General features: G+C 72.4%; 19 protein-coding genes. 7 read left to right on the plus strand and 12 right to left on the minus strand.

Going from position 1 to position 18,098, the window contains the following annotated elements:
• Nucleotides 1-681 precede the first annotated feature (681 nt).
• The 5 genes from ACQP1S_RS24400 to ACQP1S_RS24420 form a co-directional block, all read right to left on the minus strand.
• The gene (locus ACQP1S_RS24400; RefSeq protein WP_432899599.1) at nt 682-1,086 is read right to left on the minus strand and encodes a hypothetical protein; all 405 of its coding nucleotides are present in this window, start codon (nt 1,084-1,086) and stop codon (nt 682-684) included.
• Nucleotides 1,079-3,244, minus strand: coding sequence for an ATP-binding protein (locus ACQP1S_RS24405; protein ID WP_432899601.1), 2,166 nt, complete (start codon nt 3,242-3,244; stop codon nt 1,079-1,081). The genes ACQP1S_RS24400 and ACQP1S_RS24405 overlap by 8 nt, the downstream gene beginning before the upstream one ends.
• A 93-nt stretch (nt 3,245-3,337) precedes the next feature.
• Nucleotides 3,338-3,877, minus strand: coding sequence for a DUF6879 family protein (locus ACQP1S_RS24410; protein ID WP_432899604.1), 540 nt, complete (start codon nt 3,875-3,877; stop codon nt 3,338-3,340).
• A 1-nt stretch (nt 3,878) separates the two neighbouring features.
• Nucleotides 3,879-4,079, minus strand: coding sequence for a hypothetical protein (locus ACQP1S_RS24415; RefSeq protein WP_432899606.1), 201 nt, complete (start codon nt 4,077-4,079; stop codon nt 3,879-3,881).
• Between the two features lie 191 nt (nt 4,080-4,270).
• The gene (locus ACQP1S_RS24420) at nt 4,271-6,376 is read right to left on the minus strand and encodes a prolyl oligopeptidase family serine peptidase (protein ID WP_432899609.1); all 2,106 of its coding nucleotides are present in this window, start codon (nt 6,374-6,376) and stop codon (nt 4,271-4,273) included.
• A 201-nt stretch (nt 6,377-6,577) separates the two neighbouring features.
• Between ACQP1S_RS24420 and ACQP1S_RS24425 the strand changes: the two genes are divergently transcribed.
• Nucleotides 6,578-7,717 (plus strand): site-2 protease family protein, encoded by a 1,140-nt coding sequence (locus ACQP1S_RS24425; protein ID WP_432899611.1) that lies wholly within the window; start codon nt 6,578-6,580, stop codon nt 7,715-7,717.
• Between the two features lie 120 nt (nt 7,718-7,837).
• On the opposite strand, the gene ACQP1S_RS24430 is transcribed toward ACQP1S_RS24425, so the two are convergent.
• The 3 genes from ACQP1S_RS24430 to ACQP1S_RS24440 all read right to left on the minus strand — a co-directional run bounded on the left by ACQP1S_RS24430 (nt 7,838) and on the right by ACQP1S_RS24440 (nt 10,749).
• Complete coding sequence (locus ACQP1S_RS24430; protein ID WP_432899614.1) at nt 7,838-8,701, minus strand: AraC family transcriptional regulator; 864 nt, start codon at nt 8,699-8,701, stop codon at nt 7,838-7,840.
• Nucleotides 8,702-8,785: 84 nt separating this feature from the next.
• A complete protein-coding gene (locus tag ACQP1S_RS24435; RefSeq protein WP_432899617.1) occupies nt 8,786-10,033 on the minus strand; it encodes an FAD-binding protein in 1,248 nt (415 codons plus the stop codon).
• Nucleotides 10,030-10,749, minus strand: coding sequence for a hypothetical protein (locus tag ACQP1S_RS24440; protein WP_432899620.1), 720 nt, complete (start codon nt 10,747-10,749; stop codon nt 10,030-10,032). Before ACQP1S_RS24440 ends, ACQP1S_RS24435 begins: the two co-directional genes overlap by 4 nt.
• Before the next feature lie 81 nt (nt 10,750-10,830).
• Here ACQP1S_RS24440 and ACQP1S_RS24445 point away from each other — a divergent pair, with 81 nt between their 5' ends.
• Complete coding sequence (locus ACQP1S_RS24445; RefSeq protein ID WP_432899623.1) at nt 10,831-11,205, plus strand: hypothetical protein; 375 nt, start codon at nt 10,831-10,833, stop codon at nt 11,203-11,205.
• A gap of 75 nt (nt 11,206-11,280) precedes the next feature.
• On the opposite strand, the gene ACQP1S_RS24450 is transcribed toward ACQP1S_RS24445, so the two are convergent.
• Nucleotides 11,281-12,210 carry an LLM class F420-dependent oxidoreductase gene (locus ACQP1S_RS24450; RefSeq protein ID WP_091238358.1) on the minus strand — a complete coding sequence of 310 codons (930 nt, stop codon included), beginning with the start codon at nt 12,208-12,210 and terminating at the stop codon, nt 11,281-11,283.
• Between the two features lie 134 nt (nt 12,211-12,344).
• Here ACQP1S_RS24450 and ACQP1S_RS24455 point away from each other — a divergent pair, with 134 nt between their 5' ends.
• Nucleotides 12,345-12,650, plus strand: a complete 306-nt coding sequence (locus ACQP1S_RS24455) for an ArsR/SmtB family transcription factor (RefSeq protein WP_432899627.1) — start codon at nt 12,345-12,347, stop codon at nt 12,648-12,650.
• 2 nt (nt 12,651-12,652) lie between these two features.
• The gene (locus ACQP1S_RS24460) at nt 12,653-13,183 is read left to right on the plus strand and encodes an SRPBCC family protein (RefSeq protein ID WP_432899630.1); all 531 of its coding nucleotides are present in this window, start codon (nt 12,653-12,655) and stop codon (nt 13,181-13,183) included.
• Nucleotides 13,184-13,196: 13 nt separating this feature from the next.
• Here the strand turns inward: ACQP1S_RS24460 and ACQP1S_RS24465 are convergent, their stop codons facing one another.
• From ACQP1S_RS24465 to ACQP1S_RS24475, 3 genes are all read right to left on the minus strand, one after another.
• Nucleotides 13,197-14,234: a hypothetical protein gene (locus ACQP1S_RS24465; RefSeq protein ID WP_432899632.1), complete on the minus strand. Its 1,038-nt coding sequence runs from the start codon at nt 14,232-14,234 to the stop codon at nt 13,197-13,199.
• Nucleotides 14,234-14,503 (minus strand): hypothetical protein, encoded by a 270-nt coding sequence (locus tag ACQP1S_RS24470; RefSeq protein WP_363669490.1) that lies wholly within the window; start codon nt 14,501-14,503, stop codon nt 14,234-14,236. The genes ACQP1S_RS24465 and ACQP1S_RS24470 overlap by 1 nt, the downstream gene beginning before the upstream one ends.
• 217 nt (nt 14,504-14,720) lie before the next feature.
• Nucleotides 14,721-15,137 carry a hypothetical protein gene (locus ACQP1S_RS24475; RefSeq protein ID WP_432899635.1) on the minus strand — a complete coding sequence of 139 codons (417 nt, stop codon included), beginning with the start codon at nt 15,135-15,137 and terminating at the stop codon, nt 14,721-14,723.
• Between the two features lie 191 nt (nt 15,138-15,328).
• Between ACQP1S_RS24475 and ACQP1S_RS24480 the strand changes: the two genes are divergently transcribed.
• Genes ACQP1S_RS24480 through ACQP1S_RS24490 form a run of 3 tightly spaced genes read left to right on the plus strand, consistent with a single transcriptional unit; the run spans nt 15,329 to nt 17,948 of the window.
• Nucleotides 15,329-15,634: a DUF6403 family protein gene (locus tag ACQP1S_RS24480; RefSeq protein WP_432899638.1), complete on the plus strand. Its 306-nt coding sequence runs from the start codon at nt 15,329-15,331 to the stop codon at nt 15,632-15,634.
• Nucleotides 15,631-16,986 (plus strand): hypothetical protein, encoded by a 1,356-nt coding sequence (locus tag ACQP1S_RS24485; protein WP_432899641.1) that lies wholly within the window; start codon nt 15,631-15,633, stop codon nt 16,984-16,986. The genes ACQP1S_RS24480 and ACQP1S_RS24485 overlap by 4 nt, the downstream gene beginning before the upstream one ends.
• Nucleotides 16,983-17,948: a hypothetical protein gene (locus tag ACQP1S_RS24490; RefSeq protein ID WP_432899644.1), complete on the plus strand. Its 966-nt coding sequence runs from the start codon at nt 16,983-16,985 to the stop codon at nt 17,946-17,948. Before ACQP1S_RS24485 ends, ACQP1S_RS24490 begins: the two co-directional genes overlap by 4 nt.
• The last annotated feature ends 150 nt before the right edge of the window (nt 17,949-18,098 follow it).

Here is an 18,098-nt window from a genome sequence, read left to right on the forward strand (position 1 = left end):
TTTCAGCATCGGTCGGGTATCGGTCGCCGGACTGCTCAGGATGCGGAGGGCCGGGATTCATTTATCGTCCTTCTAGTATGGCCACACTAAACGGCCTGACCAGCGTCCGCCAAGACGCCAGTTACCACAAAGAGTGTATTGCGAACCGCCCAAAAGGCAGTATCTAACCATCCTTCGCGATGGCCGCCGCGGAGCAATGTAGTTTAGCGCCACACAACATCACTAATTAGTGTCGGGCTTCTGACAGCCACTGAGCCAGTCCCAGTGACAGCTCATTGCGATGGACGACCGCATCGCGGGGCACGTCGGTCAAGCAGGACCCAGGCGGCAGCGGCATCCGCGGCGGAAACTCCCGGAAACGGGCTTGCTTTACGTTGTGCTTTGAAGGTCAACATGAGCACGGAGTTCCCGCACTCACCAAGGACACGAACCGCGTTATAGGCATGTGGAGCTGGCTGCACGTCCGTACAGGCCATGTCATGTATGCCCGACCACAAAGAACTCGCACAGCCGAAATTCTGCCGCATCGGACGGAACCCACACTAGCTCTCGGGTCAACGTGACCCGCGTCGCTTTCGGCAAGGCGTTGCTTACCGCTTGCGGGCGCTAACCGGCCGCTCACCTTCACTCGCGAATCGTGCAGGCCATCATCGGGCACCTGCCGACCGACCCTTGGTGATTTCAGGGCCGGTGCTGCTGTGGGGGCAGGCCCACGTGCACCCCGCCGGAGATGTCGCGCGCCTGCACCACCGGGCCGGTGACCTGGCCCGACACCGTGTTGGTCACCGCGTCGGCCCGTACGGTCGTCTGCTGGAAGGTCTCCCAGCGGCGGCGTAGCTCCTGGTCGAAGCTCGGATCACGGGCGGCGGCGTCGCCCAGTGCCCGGCGCAACTCCACGGCCCGGTCGTCGCCCTCGGGAGATGTGGGCTCGGCGACGAGCGAGGCCCGAAGCTCTCGGTGGCCGGTCGCCTTACGGCGAACGAGATGCATCAGCGACGCGAGGGCCTCCCTTCCCGCATCGGTCAGGCCCTCGACGGCACGGGTCGACAGTGCCACGGCGATCGCCGTGAGAATCGGGTCATCCATCCCGCTCCCCCTGGTCGGTTGAGGTGTCGTCGTGGTCGACGGCCGCCAGGCGTCGTTGCACGTCCGCCGCGAGGGGGTCGTCGAGTTCCAGCAGCGTCAGCAGCGCATCGGCCAGGGCTTCGCGGGCAGCGTGCGGCTGGCGGAGCTGGAGGTGGGCGTCACCCTCGTACGCGCGGGCCAGAGCGGCGTGCCGGCGGTCACCGAGTTCGCGGAACAACGCGGCGGCCGAGGTCACCGCCGCCAACGCCTGCTCGGGCTCACCGGTGTGCAGCAGCGTCTGCCCACGGTGGAGTGCGACGAGCCCCTGGCTCCACCGGTTGCCCAGCCGCGCGAACACCGTCGTCGCGTCGTCGTACGAGACAAGGGCCTCAGCGAAGCGACCGGCACCGCGTTGCGCGTTGCCGAGACTCATCAGGGCCAGGCCGGTGCCGCGTTCCTCGCCCCACTGCCGGAAGGTCCGCAGCGCCTCCTGGGCGTAGCGGGTCGCCTCGGGAAAGTCTCCCCGGTCCTCGTCCACCAGGCCGCATCCGCGCAGGGCGTACCCGGTGGTCCACGCGTCTCCGACCTCCCGTGCCGCGTGCAGCGAACCGGCGTAGCAGCGCCCGGCCTCGTCGAGGTCTCCCCGGTCCCACCAGGCGTCGCCGAGGCTGAGCAGCAACCACCCTTCGGCACGACGGTCACCCAGGTGACGGGCGCAGACCAGGCCCGCCAGGTGGCTGTCGATCCATGCCTTCCAGTAGGACCTGCGCTCGAAGAAGGCCATGCTGGCGAGCGCGATCTGCCACCCGAGCCGGTGATGACCCCACTCCGGCGCGGCACGGACGACGTCGAGCAGGTTGAGCCGTTCGTGTTCGCACCACCGCAGCGCATCGTCGAGCGTCGCGTCGGGTGGGATGTCGACGTCGGGCAGGGGGCGGCCCTGCGGAAGGATCGCCCGGTAGGCCGCGTAGGTGTGGTGCAGATACCTTCGCAGCAGTCGCTCCCGGGCGGCGTGGACGGCCTCCGGGCTCTCGTCGAAGGTCGCTCGCTCCATCGCGTACAGCCTCAGCAGATCGTGCAGACGGAACCGGTGCGGTCCGCTGCGGGTGAGCAGGTGCAGTCCGACCAGCGAATCGAGGTGGCGGCGCGCGACCGAGGGGGCGAACCCGGTGAGGCGGGCTGCCGCGTCGAGCGCGATGTCGGCTCCGGGGTGCAGGCCGACCAGCCGGAACATCCGCGCCGTCTCGGCGGCCAGCGCCTGGTAGGACCAGGAGAAGACCGTCCGGACGGCCGACAGGTCGTCCTCCTCGACGGCCAGCGCGTCGAGGCGGCTCTCCTCGGCGGTCAACTCCTCCACCAACTCCGCGAGCGGCCGTTCCTCGTCGAGCCGGGCACGGTCGGCGACGATGCGCAGGGCGAGTGGCAGGTACGAACAGAGTTCGATCAGCCGGACCACCACGTCGGGTTGCCGGTCGACCCGCTCGGTGCCGATCGTCACCCCGAGCAGCCGGATCGCGTCCTGGCGCGACAACACCTCCAGCACCGCCCTGATGGCGCCGTCACGGACGGTCAGCCCCGACAGCCGGCTGCGGCTCGTGATGATCACCATGCAGCTCGGTGCGGCGGGGAGCAGTGGCCGCACCTGCTCGGCGGTGGCGGCGTTGTCGAGCAGGATCAGCATCCGCCGACCGGTGGTCAACGACCGGTAGAGCGCGGTGCGGTCGTGCAGGTCGCGCGGCACCTTCTCGGCGGGCACGTCCATCGCCCGGAGAAAACCGTCGAGGGCCTCGTGCGGGGTCAGCGGCGGAACGGCGTCGTAGCCGCGCAGGTTGATGTAGAGGTCGCCGTCGGGAAAGCGTTGCCGTACCCGGTGCGCCCAGTGCACGGCCAGCGCCGTCTTTCCCACCCCGGCGCTGCCCGAGATCGTGGAGATGGTGACGACGGGCAACTGCGACTTGTCGGTGATCAGTTCGACCTCGTCGAGCAGCGAATCAAGCTGCTGAATGTGCACCTCGCGGTCGATGAACCCCTTGGTCGCGGGGGGCAACTGCCGGGGCGACGGCAATGGCGTCTCCGTGATCGTCCGCAGGTTCACGTTTCCCTGAATGAGCCCGGCCTGGATCACCGCCCCACTGCGGCCGGAAAAATCGTTGTCCACCCGGCCCCGGTCGTCACTCATGACACCGTCTACTCAGGAGTCGACGGGCCGGGAGGGCGCCGATCGCATTGATGCCCGACAGTCCGTGTCGACCCCGCAACATCGTGGTGCCGATCAGGCCGCTGCCGCGACGGTGGTCGGCGGCGCCGAGAAGGGGGTGGCCCTCGTCCAGGCCCGGTCGCGGCACTGGCAGTGCTTCAACACCTCGGCCGGATCCTCGGTGGTGCTGAAACCGACGAACTGGTCATCGTCGGTGAAGTGCAGGAACGCGACGAGCTGCGAGTCGAACAACCAGAAGTCGTACCGCGGCAGCGCCAGCTCGGTGGCCCGGCGGCGGTCGAGGTAGCGGATGTCCTCGCCCGCCGCGATGTTGTGGGGCGTCACCGACATCTCGAAACGCAGGTAGTCGCTCGGTGGCTCGTCGACGACCCGGACCCGCTCCACCCTCTTGCCCTTCGCGGTCTCGACCCGCATCAGGTCGAGCCAGGACCGGAGCCAGTCGACGCCCGGGTCTCCCCCGGCGAGAAAGACCTGGAACGGCTCGTCCTCGGACGGCACGCCGTACGACCGGCGCACCTCCAGCTTGAAGGCGGCGTGGTGGAAGTCCTCGAAGAGGCGCTGGAAAGTGGCGGGGTCGGTAACGAGCGACCCCATGTCAGTCTTTCTGCTCGAACCAGGACATCAGTTCGCGGGGCACCACGACGAATGTCTCGCCGGGCAGCACGTCCCGCAGTTGGGCGAGCGCTTCCGGGTCGGTCAACCGGTAGCCCTGCACCACGATGTCACCGTTGTCGGCCTCATACAGGCTCGGGCATGATCCAGAGTTGCTGGAGGTGGCGAGAAAGCGGAGTTCCATGATTCCCCCCGAAGTCGGTAACTACAGATAGTAGTCAGCCGGATACCATCGTTCAAGAGGAAAGCGCCGCTGTCACGACGCCGACATACGTGAAGATATTGCCTCAGCATTCACGTCGCCTTGAGAATCCCGTTCTCATCTATGTTCGGAGCATCCATTCCCGGGCGACTCCGGGAGCAATCCTCCTGCCGTCACCGACCGCCCAACCGCTGCCACAGGAAGCGCCACGTCAACGCCGACAGGAACGCCCGCTGCGCGTTGTTGCTCGCCGCGCCGTGCCCGCCCTCGACGTTCTCGTAGTACGCCACGTCGTGGCCGTGCGCGCGCAGCAGGGCGGCCATCTTGCGGGCATGTCCCGGATGCACCCGGTCGTCGCGGGTCGAGGTGACGAACAGGACCGGCGGGTACGTCACCCCGGGCCGCACGTTGTGGTACGGCGAATAGTCCCGCAGGTAGGCCCAGTCGGCCGGATCGTCCGGGTCGCCGTACTCGGCCATCCAGGAGGCCCCGGCGAGCAGCTGGTGGTAGCGGCGCATGTCCAGCAACGGCACGTTCGCCACCACCGCGCCGACCAGCGTCGGGTAGCGGGTCAGCATCGCCCCCATCAGCAGTCCACCATTGCTGCCGCCCTCGATGCCGAGCCGCTGCGGCGTGGTGATCCCCCGCGCCACCAGGTCGGCGGCGACGGCGGCGAAGTCCTCGTACGCCCGGGGGCGGTTCTCGCGCAGCGCCGCCCGGTGCCATTGCGGGCCGTACTCCCCGCCGCCCCGGATGTTCGCCACCACGTAGCTGCCGCCCCGGGTCAGCCAGGCCCGGCCGAGCACCCCGTCGTAGCGGGGCGTCAGCGAGATCTCGAACCCGCCGTACCCGGTGAGCAGGGTCGGCCCGGCGGACGCCGTCGGGTCGCCCACCACGGAGTACGGCACCCGGGTCCCGTCGGCGGAGGTGGCGAAGAACTGGCGCACGGTCAGGCCGGTGGCGTCGAAGAACGCCGGCTCCCGCTTGAGGATCTCGACCGCGCCGCCGATCCGACCCAGCCGCAGCGTCGCCGGCCGCAGGTAGCCGGTCGAGGCGATCAGGTAGTCGTCGCCGACGTCGGGATCGGTGTCCACGATCCAGTTGTCGTCCTCCTCCGGCACCCCGGCCAACGGCTCCCGCCGCCACCGGACACCCCCGGACGACCCGGCGTCGTCGCCGGGCCCCGGACCACCGGGTGACTCCGGGCCGTCGAGAGGCTCCGGGCCGTCGGGGGTCAACACCTCCAGCCGCCGGCGTACGTCGACCAGGGTGGCCAGGATCAGGTGGTGCCGGGTCCAGACGTGGTAGCTCAGCGCGGTCCGCTCGTCGGGCTCGAACAGCACGGTGAGGTCGCGGTCCCCGGCGAGGAAGTCGTCGAACCGGGCCACCAGCAGGGCCCCGGCCGGATGGGTGACCCCGGCGACCTCCCACGGTGTGCGCGGCCGGATCAGCAGCCACTCCCGGTGCACGTTCCACCGGGCGTCGTCGGGCACCGGGATCGGGACCTGCCCGCCGTCGGGGGTCAGCAGGAAGCTGCGGGTCCGGTAGAAGTCCAGGCTGCGGCCGACGAAGTCGCGCACGAATCCGGGCGTCGGGTCGTGCGAGGCGTACGCGGAGACGTCGTCGACCTGTCCCTCGTACACGATCTCGGCCTCGGCCAGCGGGGTGCCCCGCCGCCACCGACGGATCACCCTCGGGTAGCCGGAGGTGGTCAGCGAGCCGGGACCGAGGTCGGTGCCGACGTAGATCCGGTCGGCGTCGATCCAGGCCACGTCGCTCTTGGCCTCGTCGAGGGTGAACCCGTCGGCGACGAAGGCGCGGGTGTCCAGGTCGTACTCGCGGACCACCACCGCGTCCGTGCCGCCCCGGGACAGGCTGACCAGGCAGCGTCGGTGGCCGGGTTTGAGCACCGCCACCCCGCCCCAGACCCAGTTCTCGTCCTCGGCGGCGGCCAACGCGTCGAGGTCGAGCAGGACGTCCCAGGCCGGCTCGGGCCGCCGGTACTCCGCCAGCGTGGTACGCCGCCACAGCCCTCGGGGGTGCGCCGCGTCCCGCCAGAAGCCGTAGTAGAACCCGTCGCCACGCCAGCCCGGGTACGGGATGCGATCGTCGGCGTCGAGCACCTGCCGGATCTCCGCCTGCCAAGCGTCGAACGCGTCGTCGCCGGTCAGCGCCGCGACGGTCGCCGCGTTGCGCTCGCGGACCCAGCCGGCGGCGTCCGCCCCGTCCAGCTCCTCCAGCCAGCGGTACGGGTCGTCGCCCTCATCGATCAGCGTCACCCCTGCCACTATTCCCCGACCGGTCAACCCACACCGGACCGGTACCAACCGCGCCGCCACGACATGATCACCGCCAGCACCGACCAGCCCACCACCTGGGTGGCTCCGGCCGGTACGGCGGACTGACCAGGCCCGGCCGGTCGTCCTCAGGGCGACCTTCCGCCCTGGCATGGGCCCGGCAACACCGGGTATGACCCGGGCATGAGGGCGAGCTTCCGGCTTGGCCGGATCGCGGGGGTACCCGTCGGGGTCAACTGGAGCGTCCTGGTCATCTTCGTGCTGATCGCGTGGTTGCTGTCGGCAAACCAGTTCCCCGGCGCGTACCCCGACCGGCCCGGCTGGGCGTACCTGCTGGCCGGGCTGGCGGCGGCGGTGGTCTTCTTCGTCGGTCTGCTGGCCCACGAGGTGTCCCACGCGGTGGTGGCGAAGCGCAACGGCCTCCAGGTGGAGGGGATCACGCTGTGGCTCTTCGGCGGCGTCGCCGAGCTGCGCGGCGAGGCCCCCGACCCGGGCGCGGAGCTGCGCATCGCCGGGATCGGCCCGCTGGTCAGCCTGCTCCTCGGGGTCTTCTTCGGTGCGATCGCGGTGCTGCTGGCGTTGGCCGGGCAGGAGGGGCTGCTGCTCGGCTCGCTGTCCTGGCTGGCCGGGATCAACGTGCTGCTGGCGGTCTTCAACATTCTGCCGGCCGCCCCGCTGGACGGTGGCCGGCTGCTGCGCGCCGCCGTCTGGAAGGCCACCGGCGACCGGGCCAGGGCGTCGGTGGTGGCCGCCCGCGCCGGCTGGGTGCTCGGCGTGCTGCTGATCGGCCTGGGCATCTGGCAGTTCCTGGCCGGCTACGGGGTGGGCGGGATCTGGTTGGCGCTGATCGGCTGGTTCCTGATCGGGGCGGCCGGGGTGGAGGAGCGGCAGGCCCGGCTGGGCAGCGCCCTGTCCGGCGTCCGGGTCGGTGAAGTGATGACCCCGCAGCCGCAGACCGCCTCGGCGGAGATGACGGTCGCCGACTTCGTCGACCACTACCTCTTCGCCTACCGACACACGGCGTTGCCGCTGACCGAGGACGGTCGGCCGGTCGGCCTGGTCACCCTGGCCCGGGTACGCGGCATCCCCGCCGACCGGCGGTCCGCCACCACGCTGGCCGAGGTGGCCTGCCGGGCCGACGACCTGGTGCTGGCCCGACCGGAGGAGCAGCTCAACGACCTGCTCCCCCAGCTCAACGAGTGCGCCGACGGCCGGGCCCTGGTGGTGACCGGCGACCAGCTCGTCGGCATCGTCTCCCCCAGCGACATCAGCCGCGCCGTCCAACGCAGCACCCTGCGCGCCCACCCCGCCGCACGCCGCTGACCTGCCCCGCCCCGCGTATGGCGCGCAATATCGTCGATGTTGCGGTGTCCGGAGCGTCCGGATACCGCAACATCGCCTCCGATGAGTCGATCAAGCGGGTCGGACGCCCGTCCGGAACCCCTAGCCGACCCGCTCGACCGGGATCCACAGCTCGGCGTCGGCGTGGGCGCCGTCGGCCGAGATGCGGATGCTGGAGATCTCCGGCCCCGGCCGGCTCCGGTACGGGTTGGACGGGAACCACTGGGTGAACACGTCCCGCCACAGGTTCTGCACGGCGGCCGGGAACTCGCCCGAGGTCTCGAAGACCGCCCAGGTCCCGGCCGGCACGTCGAGCGCCTCCAGGTCGTCCGGCACGTCCGCGCCGGTCACCGCGCCGTACCAGTAGTCCAGCTCGACGCCCTCGGAACGGTCCTCGCCGAGCAGGTCGCTGACGTTGACGATGCCGGCGGGCTCCTGGTCGGACAGGGCCTTGATCCGGGCCGTCGTGTCCGCCGGGATGCCCCGGACGAACGCCACGATCGCCGGGTTCATCCCCTGATGGACCAGGGGCACCCGGGCCCGGCGACCCACCAGCCGGAACGCCGGCTTCTCCACCATCCGATATCGCATGCTGCCACTCCCTTCGACGACGAGTCGGAAGGACAACCGCTGCTGGGAGTGCAACGTGGCCCCCGTACGCCGTGCCTCACCCGGCCCGATCCCGTGCATCGCCCGGAACGCCCGGGTGAACGCCTCGGTCGAGCCGTACCCGTGGCGGACCGCGACGTCGAGCAACGTCCGGTCCCCCGCCAGCACCTCGGCCGCCGCGAGGGTGAGCCGCCGCCGGCGGACGTACTCCGACAGGGGCATCCCGGCCAGCGCCGAGAACATCCGCCGGAAGTGGTACTCCGAGGTGAGGGTGATCCGCGCCAGGTCGGCCACCTCGATCGGTTCGTCGAGGTGCCGTTCCACGTGCGCCAGGGCCTCGTTCAGCCGCTCCAGCACCTGTTCTCCTTCCGCTTACCTGGTCCACGCTAGGCAGCCGGGAACGGCCGGACCCGACTTCCGGTGCCCGCTGCGGTCGGGTGGTCAGGGGCGGGGGAAGTAGTGGTCGAGTTGGTCGGTGCGGAACACCCCGGCCGGGTCCAGCTCGGTGAGCAGGGCGGCGAAGTCGGCGTACCGGGGGAGGGTGGCGGCGACCACGGCCGGATCGAGGTCAAACACCTTGCCCCAGTGCGGGCGGGGGTCGAACGGGGCCAGCCGGGCCTCGATCTCGGCCAGCACCGGCTGCACCGCCGCCGCGTCGTCGACCCAGGTGAAGTGCACGGCCAGGGTGTCGCGCCCCTGGTGGGGGCTGAGCCACAGCTCGTCGGCGGCGATGGTGCGCAGCTCGCAGATCTGCAGTACGGGGGCGATCCGGTCCCGCATCCCGCCCAGCGCGGCCAGCGCCCCGGCCCCGGCCGACCGGGGCAGGTGGTATTCGGACTGCAGCTCGTCGCCGCTGCTCGGCATGAAGCCCAGCCGGAAGTGCGGCAGCCGCTCGTGCCACGGGCCGGGCTCACCGAACTGCGGGGTACAGCTGACCGGGTCCATCCCGGGCACCGGGTGCGCCGGCCGGTCGGCCGGGGTGGTGCCGAGCCAGTCCGGCTCCGGCGGTGGGGCGTCGGCGAGCTGCTTGCGCCAGACCTGGTCGATCTCCGCCGACCGCCAGGAGGTGAACCCGCTGACGCTGTACGCCGAGGCGAACGCCGCGTCCAGCGCCTCGACGGGCAGGCCCTCGTGGACGTACTGGCGGATGTCGAAGGTGGGCAGCACGTCCAGGGTGACCCGGGTGACGACGCCCAGCGCGCCGAGCGAGACCACCATGCCGGCGAACCGGTCGCCGGCGGACCGGTCGACGGTGAGCACGTCCCCGTCGGCGGTGACGATTTCCAGCCCGGCCACGGCGGCGGCCAGGTTGCGGTTGCCGTCGCCGGAGCCGTGGGTGCCGGTGGCGATCGCGCCGGCCACCGAGATGTGCGGCAGCGAGGCGAGGTTGGCCAGGGCCAGCCCCTGCTCGTGCAGCCGGGTCGCCACGTCCCCGTAACGCAGCCCGGCAGCCACGGTCACCGTGCCGCGTTCCCGGTCGACCTCGACGGTGGGCGGCAGACCGGCCAGCGAGACCAGGTCGCCGGTGGTGTCGCCGATCCGGTTGAACGAGTGGCCGCTGCCGACCGCCCGGAGCCGGTCGCTGCCGGCCACCAGCCGGCGCAGCTCGTCCAGCGTGGTCGGCTCGTGGAAGGCACGGGCGGCGTAGTGGACGTTGCCGGCCCAGTTGCGACGCGCGACCCCGCTCACGCGTCGACGCCGTCGGTCGGGGTGGCGGTCAGCGCCACGTGCAGGGCGTCCAACGCCTCGTCCACCTGGCGCACGTCATAGCCGCGCAGGCCGATCGGCAGGCCGTTCGCCATCGCCTCGGCCAGCTCGTCGCGCACCGCCCGCCGACGTGCCGGGTCGTCCGAGTCGAGCGCCGTCCGGGCGTGTCCCACCAGTATGTCGACCACGTCGGCACTGTACCCGCGCAGACTGACGGAGAAGTCAGGAGCGGACCGGACCGGTGTGCCCCGGTCATCGCGGAACCGGTCGCCGGCGTGCCGGGCCAACGCCGTCGCGATCTCGTCCGGCCCCTCCCGGACGTGGGCCAGGTCGAGCAGTTCGGTGGCCGGCCGACCGTCGACCCGGGCGTCGGGCGGCAACCCGACGGCACCGTCGACGGGCACGACCAGCAGCCGCAACCCACCGACGCCCGCCGCCGGACGGTCCAGCACGACCAGGGCCAGCTCGGCCCAGCGGAGCTGACGGCGCAGGCCCCGCCGCCGTACGGTCAGCCCGTCGGCGTCGATGACGAAGCGGAACGGTCGCAGGGTGGCGGCCAGCCCCGCCCCGCCCAACGCGACGCCACCGAGCGCGGTCACCGTCCGCAGCAAGCCGCCACCGGTGGTCAACAACACCGTCCCGGCCAGTACGCAGACCGCCGGCAGCACCTGTCGGCCCGGTTCCCGGTGCAGCTCCACGTCGTCTCCCCCGTCCGTGAGCGCGCTCCGCTGCATCATCCGGCACGGTTGTCGGTGGCGTCCACGGGGAACCATGGCGCGATGAGCAGCTACCGCGACCCCATCCTGCACGGCGACGTCTATCCGTCGGAGGAGGAGATCGACCCGACCGGGGTCGGCCTGGACCCGGCGAGCGACCCGCCGGCGGCGTACCCGCAGCGGTCCTCGCCGGCACCCGAGCCGCGACCCGCGCCGGCACCCCCGGTGACGGGGACCGGGGCGCACTCGATCGTCACCCACCACCTGGACGGGTCGACACAGGTGGTGACCGACCTGGACGGGGACGGGATCGCCGACGTGGTCCAGTTCGACCTGGACGGCGACGGCGTACCGGACATCACCTACCTGGACAGCGACCGGGACGGCCGGTTGGACACGGTGCTGCGCGAGCCGGGCGGGATCACCCGCCACCGCTGACCGCCTGCCGCGCCCACCGGTCGCCCGGCCTCCCGCCCGCCCACCGGACGGGCGGGCCGGTAGGGCCCCTCAGGGTCACAGCTGCGGCATCACCTCGGCGGCGACCAGTTCCAGCTGGTCCAGGTCGGCCAGGTCGAGCACCTGGAGGTAGATCCGTTCGCTGCCCGCCTCGGCGTAGCGGCCGATCGTGTCGACCACCTCGGCGGGGGTGCCGGCGACCCCGTTCTGCCGCAGCTCGGCCGGTTCCCGGTCGAGCACGGCGGCCCGCCGGGCCACCTCGGCGTCGTCCCGGCCGCAGCAGAGCACCAACGCGTTGGACCAGCGCAGGGTGCCCGGGTCGCGGCCCACCTCGGCGCAGGCGGCGCGGACCCGGCCGAACTGGGCCACGGTCTCGTCGACCGAGACGAAGGGCAGGTTGAACTCGTCGGCGTACCGGGCGGCCAGGCGTGGGGTGCGCTTGGGTCCCTTGCCGCCGAGCAGGATCGGCGGGCGGGGTTGCTGCACCGGCTTGGGCAGCGCCGGGGAGTTGCCGACCGGGTAGTACCTGCCGGCGAAGTCGAACGTCTCGCCGGCCGGGGTCGCCCACAGTCCGGTGATGACGGCGAGCTGCTCCTCCAGCCGGTCGAAGCGCTCCCCCACCGGCGGGAACGGGATGCCGTACGCGGTGTGCTCCTCGGCGAACCAGCCGGCGCCGATGCCCAGCTCGACCCGGCCGCCGCTCATCTGGTCGACCTGGGCGACGGTGATGGCGAGCGGGCCGGGCAGCCGGAAGGTGGCCGCCGTCACCAGCGTGCCGAGCCGGATCCGGGAGGTGTCCCGGGCTAACCCGGCCAGGGTGGTCCAGGCGTCGGTGGGGCCGGGTTCACCGGTGGACGAACCCATCGCCACGTAGTGGTCGGACCGGAAGAACGCACCGTAGCCGGCGTCCTCGGCGGCGCGGGCCACGGTGAGCAGCTGGTCGTAGGTGGCGCCCTGCTGGGGCTCGGTGAAGATCCGCAGTTCCATTCCCCGAGCATAGGGAGCCGGGCGGTCGGCCGCTCAGGCTCGGCCGGCGCAGCGCCGGTGCAGTGCGGTGCACTGCCGGCTCCGGCCGGCTATATGCCTTGACAGACATATAGCTGTGAAGGCATATTGTCCGGGTGTCCGTCGACGCCTTCGCCGTCCTGGCCGAACCACACCGCCGCCGCATCCTCGACACGCTCCGGCAGGCCGAGTGCAGCGTCGGGGAACTGGTCGACACGCTGGGGATGAGCCAGCCGGCCGTCTCCAAGCACCTGCGGGTGCTCCGCGAGGCCGGCTTCGTCACCTGCCGGACGGTCGCCCAGCACCGTATCTACCGGCTCGACCTGCGCCAACTGCGGGCGGTGGACAGCTGGCTGGCACCGTACCGACGGATGTGGGAGACCCATCTCGACGCCCTGGAGCGTCACCTCGACAAGGAGTGACCATGGACCGTGCCCCGTTCCACCCCGGCCCACCGGCCGAGGTCACCGCGACCCCCGCCGGCGACAGGTGGACCCTGCGATTCGTCCGCGACCTGCGGCACCCACCGGAGCGGGTCTGGGCGGCGCTGACCGATCCGGCCCGCCTCCGCGAGTGGGCGCCGTTCCTGGCCGACCGCGACCTCAGCACCCCCGGCGACGCGGTACTCACCCTGGTCGACGGCGACGCGGTCGTCGCGCAGCCGGCCACCGTACGCCGGGCCGAACCGCCACGCCTGCTGGAGTACACCTGGGACGAGGACCTGCTCCGGTGGGAGCTGACCCGCACCGCCGACGGCACCCGCCTCACCCTGTGGCACACCGTGGCCGACCGGGGGCTGCTGCCGATGGTGGCCGCCGGCTGGCACCTCTGTGTCGACGTCGCCGAACGGCTGCTCGCTGGCGACCCGATCGGCCCGATCCGGGGTGCCGAGGCCATCGGGTTCGGCTGGACCGAACTGCGCGACACCTATGCCCGCCGGCTCGGTGACGCCTGACCCGGCGGGCCCGTCAGACGAACGGCCTGGCCGCGTACGCGGCGCGTAGCGCGGCCACCCCCGCCTCCTTCGGCGACAGGGTGCCCCAACCCGAGTTGAAGTAGTTCGTCCGCACGATCCGGGGTCCCCGCTCCGCATTGAGCCGGGCCAGGGCCGGTGGCACGGTGGCGATCCAGGCCGCCTGGTCGGGGAAGGCGGCGACCTGCACCCCCCACTCGGCGACGATCACCGGTCGGGAGAGCGCCACCGGCCCGAGGTCGGCCACCGCCCAGTCCCTGGTGCGGCGGAACCGCCCCAGCGCGGTGTGGGTGGGGTCGGTCGCGTAGACGTTCCACTGGAGGAAGTCCAGCAGAGACATCAACGCCTCCGGATGGGTACGCCGGAAACCCGCCCGGTCGAAGCCGCCCGCACCGACCGAGAAGGTGGTGCCGGCCGGCAGACCGCGGGCCCGCAACCAGGTCACCACGTACGTCAGCGCCTGCACCGCGCGGGCGTCCGACTCGGCCCAGGGGTACGACACCCCGGACTCGGTGGTGCCGAACTCGTGATCGGTGTCCAGCTCCGAGGCGAGTTGCAGGTTCACCGGGACGCCCATCGTCCGGTACTGCGACAGGGCGCGGGCGAGCAGCCCGTCGCACTGACCGGCGAGCACCTGCCCGTACCCGTACGCCCTGGGCCAGGTGGTGCCGGGGCGCTGCTGGATGGTCATCGCCGGTGCCGGCACGGTCCAGGTCACCCCGTCGACGGTGAACGTCTGCGCGCCGGGGTTGCCGGTGCCGTAGTGCTTCAGCTCCAGCACCATGTTCAGCGCGACCCCGGCCCGCCCGAGGTCACGCAGCCAGGTCATCCCGTAGCCGGGGAAGACGTACCCGTCGGCGAGGCTGCGGTACTGGGTCAGCGAGCGGAAGTTCCCGCCCACCAGGTCCGCTGTCGGGTCGGCGTTGCCGGAGAGGTAGTAGCCGCCCCGGACCGGCGGGGCGACGGTGTAGTCGGCCGTCGCGCTGGCGGTGTGCCCACCGAAGTCGCGCACCGTCACGGTGACCCGGGGCATCAGGCCACCGCCCGGTACACGGCGGTCGTCCCGGTGTCCGAGACCTTCGTCCAGGCCCGGCCGGAGTCGTCGGCGACGCCGACGGTGAGCGGGTCGATGACCGCGGTGACCCGCACCGGGGCGCTGCTGTTGCCCTGGGAGTCGGTCAGCACGATGGTGAGGGTCACGGGGCGGGTGTCCGGGTCGGCATAGCCGACGGTGAGGGTGATCGGGTCACCCGGGGAGTAGGTCGACGCGTCGAGGCTGGCGGTCACGGTGGGAGCGGCCATTCCGGCCCCTCCTCTCTGGTTCACCCGGTCGACACGCGCGACGGTAACGGCACGCTCCGACCGGCGATGGTGACGTCGTTGTCCGGGCCGGGCGATGGCGGCCGGCGGCGGCACGGATGTCGCCCGACCGGCCGGACGGGTGGGCCGCGCCTCCCCGGCCATACCCTCATCCACCTGCGTAAACAATGCCCCCTGCTACCCCTCGGCGTCCTGTCGGCTATCCGCCACCCGGGCCGGCGGTGTGCGGTCGGCGGGCGCGGTGGCGGCGGACGAGGTGGCTGCCGAGACTGACCAGGGTGCTGCCGGCCCCGGTGCCGAGCAGCACCAGGACCGCCCCCACCACCCAGAGCCCGGAGTCGTCGGTCGCCGCCGCGTGCCCCGACCAGGCCGCGGTGAACGCCACCGTCATCACCGGGGCCACCAGCACCGGGCTCAGCAGCCACCCGGCGACGGCGGCGACCACGACCAGGGTGAGCACCGCGCCGACCACCTGCCAGACCGCGTACGGCCCGCTGGTCGCGCCGGTCCGCGGGTCCGTCCGGTAGCCGCTCTCCCAGCCCAGCCAGGCCGCCCACGTGCCGATCGTCACGGCCGCGAGGGCCACACCGCCGAGGAGGGTACGGGTACGCGTCATCTGCACACCCCGATCATCGCCCGCCGGGTCGGCCACCGGATGAGCACCCGTACTCACGATCACCGTGGGAACACCCGGCGCAGCCACTGCGGCCCTGGTCGGGGCCGGTGCGGGCGGGGTTGACCTGATCAGCGAGACTCGGTCGGACCATCCCGGGGCGGTCCCCCGGACCCGGCGGACGGTTGGAGCCCATGGCACACCCCTACCTGTTCTGGCTGGCCGGCGCGGCGCTGCTGGTGGGTGCGGGCGTGCTGACCGCGCTGCTGCCGCACCGACGGGCGCGGGAGGAGCAGCGACGGACCGCCCGGTCGGCCGCCCGGGCGGCGATCGACAGCGCGGCCGTCAGCCGGGACGCGGCCCGGGGCCGGGTGCCCGAGGCGGAGCGGCTGCTGACCCGCGCCGAGTCGCTCGTGGGCGGGCGCGGCGGGGCGGACGCGGCGCGGGCGGCGGCCGGGCACGCCCGGCAGGCCGACCGGTTGTGGCGGGAGCACCGGTGAGCGCCCGGGGGTACCGCCGCTGGGCCGAGCCGTTGCGCTGGACGGTGCTCGGGGTCGCCGTGCTCGTGCTGGTGGTGTTCCTGGTCGCCCAGCGGCAGAGCATCGACGTCAGCTACGGCCGGTCACCGGCGTCGTCGTCGGGGGTCGACACGGACACCGCCGGCGCCTCCGACCAGGCCACCGTGCCGTCGGTGACCGAGATGACCGCGCTGGTCGCCGCCGCGCCGGTGGTACGCCTGCCGGGCGCGGTGGCGTCCTGGAACGAGGAGCGGGTCCGGGCGGTGGCCGGCGACACCCGGATCCTGGTCGCCCCGCCCGGACTCGACAAGGACGAACGCGCCCGGGTCCGGGACGTGGAGAACGCCACCATCCGGGTGGTCGGCACCGAGGTCTCCGGCGGCCTCTACCAGGCCAGCGCCGACACGCTGCCCGGCTGGCGCGCCCAGTTCGCCACCGGTGACGTGACCGACCTGTTGCTCACCCTGATCACCGCGCTGCGCAAGGAGCCCGCCCCGGCCGACCGGGACGAGTTGCGCTGGCGCGAGCCGAGCGGGCCGGAGCTGACCGCCGTCCTGACCGACCTGCGGGCCACGGGGCGGCACGTCGCCCCCGGCGCCACCCTCACCGACATCCCCGAGACCGCCGCCCGCAACGCCTTCCCCGACGGCGCGTGGTACGTCGCGCTGCCCCCGCACCGCTTCGGCGAACCCCTGCCCCGGTACGGACCGGCCCTGAGCGCGCGCTTCCCCGACCAGCCGGTCGTGGTGATGTACGGCCTCTGGATCGAATACCACGGGCCCGGGGCGGCCGACTTCGCGGAGTTGGCCGGGGCGAGCTTCTACGGCCAGTTCGCCGGCGTGCTCAGCCGCGCCGACTACCCGCAGCGCAACGTGCTCGGCGTCTACCTCCACCGGGTCACCGACATCCGCTACGCCGGTCTGTTCGAGCGGCCGTTGCCGTACCGGCCGGCCGATCCGCTGCGGGTGGCGCTGCCGGCGCTGCCGTGGCTCTTCGCGGGCTGCGTGGCGGCGTTCCTGATCCTGTCGGCCCGGTCGCTGCGCCGCCCCGACCGGGGGCTGGGACGCCGACGGGACACCGCCCCGGTCCGGCTGGCCGGGTTGACCGCGCTGGCCGTCGAGATGTCCCTGCTGACCGACGCCGGCAGCAACCCGGCGCTGACCCGGGGCATCGTCACGCTCCAGGCCGCCCGGTCGGCCTGGGAGGAGAAGCTGCCCGCCCGGCACGTCCGCACGCTGCTCGACGAGGCGGCGGCCGAGTTGGACGACACCGCCCGCCAGGTCGGCATCGCCAGCTACCGCCCGGACAACTACCTGCGGGGCAGACTCTCATGACCCGTCCCGAATCCCGGCGGCAACGCGTCACCGCTCTGCTCGGCACCCCGTTCGGCCTCGCCGTCCTGGCTTGCCTGGTGCTGGCCGGCTGGGCGGCGTGGAGCGGTGGGGCGCTGGACGGCCCGATCGCCCGGCAGGTGCGCACCACGTCGTTCTATGCCGACCCGGGGCTCGACGTGGACCGGGCGGCGGCCGAACGGATCATCGGCAACCGGCGGCTGGTGGTGGTGCTGCGCTCCCCCGACGCCGACCTGCGGGGCACCTGTAAGCAGGTGAAGCAGGCCGCCGACGGGACCGTCGTGCTGGTGCTCAGCCGCGACGGGGACGACTACGACACCTACGGCTGCGCCCTGGTGCCCGGCTACGACAAGAAGAACCTGGGCAAGGCCGCCGCCGCCGAGATGGTCATCGGCCGGGGCATCGACACCTTCGCCGACCGTCCACTGGAAGCCGTGAAGGTCATCGCCGTCAACTACGACCGGCTGGTCAAGGCCGGCACCGTACCCGACGGGGCCCGCACGATCAGCCCGTCGCTGCCCCGCTTCCTGCTCGCCGCCGCCGCCGTGCTGGGCGTCGTCGCCGCCGCGACGGCGCTCTACCTCGGCGGCCGGCGGGCGGGGCGGCTGGCGGCGGCCCGGCGGGTCCGCCGCGACGAGCTGACCGACAGCCGCAGCGCGCTCGGCGCCGCCACCGCCGGCCTGGCCCAGCAGATCATCGACCTCGATCCGCAGTACGCCCTGGTGTACGGCCGTCGGGGCGGCGACGACAGCAGCTTCGGCCAGCGCTACCGACAGTTGACCTCCGACCATGCCGCGCTGCTCGACCGGTTGGCCGCCCTGGACGACGCCGACGAGGCGGCGGTGCGGAAGCTGATCCGGCGGGTCGAGTCGCTGAGTCGGCAGGCGCAGGCGCTCGCCGACGGACACCCGGCCCCGAACGACCCGCCGCAGCGGGAGAAGTGACCGCCGGCGCTTCTCGGTCTTCCCTCGCGCGGTCAGGTGTCCGAAGGACGACTGACCGGGGGCGGCTATGGCGCTGGCGGTGAACCGCTTCGTAGTGTGTTCGGGTTCGTCCGATGGCCACACGGGGAGGATGAAGACCGCTGAGTTCCG

It is taken from the genome of Micromonospora matsumotoense (assembly GCF_050951065.1).
Lineage (GTDB): Bacteria > Actinomycetota > Actinomycetes > Mycobacteriales > Micromonosporaceae > Micromonospora > Micromonospora matsumotoensis.

Bases quoted from the DNA above. Each gene is read 5' to 3' on its own strand.
- ACQP1S_RS24425 (WP_432899611.1), top strand. From the start codon at position 6,578: ATGAGGGCGAGCTTCCGGCTTGGCCGGATCGCGGGGGTACCCGTCGGG.
- ACQP1S_RS24465 (WP_432899632.1), bottom strand. From the start codon at position 14,234: ATGCCCCGGGTCACCGTGACGGTGCGCGACTTCGGTGGGCACACCGCC.
- ACQP1S_RS24490 (WP_432899644.1), top strand. From the start codon at position 16,983: ATGACCCGTCCCGAATCCCGGCGGCAACGCGTCACCGCTCTGCTCGGC.
- ACQP1S_RS24470 (WP_363669490.1), bottom strand. From the start codon at position 14,503: ATGGCCGCTCCCACCGTGACCGCCAGCCTCGACGCGTCGACCTACTCC.
- ACQP1S_RS24400 (WP_432899599.1), bottom strand. From the start codon at position 1,086: ATGGATGACCCGATTCTCACGGCGATCGCCGTGGCACTGTCGACCCGT.
- ACQP1S_RS24415 (WP_432899606.1), bottom strand. From the start codon at position 4,079: ATGGAACTCCGCTTTCTCGCCACCTCCAGCAACTCTGGATCATGCCCG.
- ACQP1S_RS24410 (WP_432899604.1), bottom strand. From the start codon at position 3,877: ATGGGGTCGCTCGTTACCGACCCCGCCACTTTCCAGCGCCTCTTCGAG.
- ACQP1S_RS24475 (WP_432899635.1), bottom strand. From the start codon at position 15,137: ATGACGCGTACCCGTACCCTCCTCGGCGGTGTGGCCCTCGCGGCCGTG.
- ACQP1S_RS24445 (WP_432899623.1), top strand. From the start codon at position 10,831: ATGAGCAGCTACCGCGACCCCATCCTGCACGGCGACGTCTATCCGTCG.
- ACQP1S_RS24480 (WP_432899638.1), top strand. From the start codon at position 15,329: ATGGCACACCCCTACCTGTTCTGGCTGGCCGGCGCGGCGCTGCTGGTG.
- ACQP1S_RS24460 (WP_432899630.1), top strand. From the start codon at position 12,653: ATGGACCGTGCCCCGTTCCACCCCGGCCCACCGGCCGAGGTCACCGCG.
- ACQP1S_RS24405 (WP_432899601.1), bottom strand. From the start codon at position 3,244: ATGAGTGACGACCGGGGCCGGGTGGACAACGATTTTTCCGGCCGCAGT.
- ACQP1S_RS24450 (WP_091238358.1), bottom strand. From the start codon at position 12,210: ATGGAACTGCGGATCTTCACCGAGCCCCAGCAGGGCGCCACCTACGAC.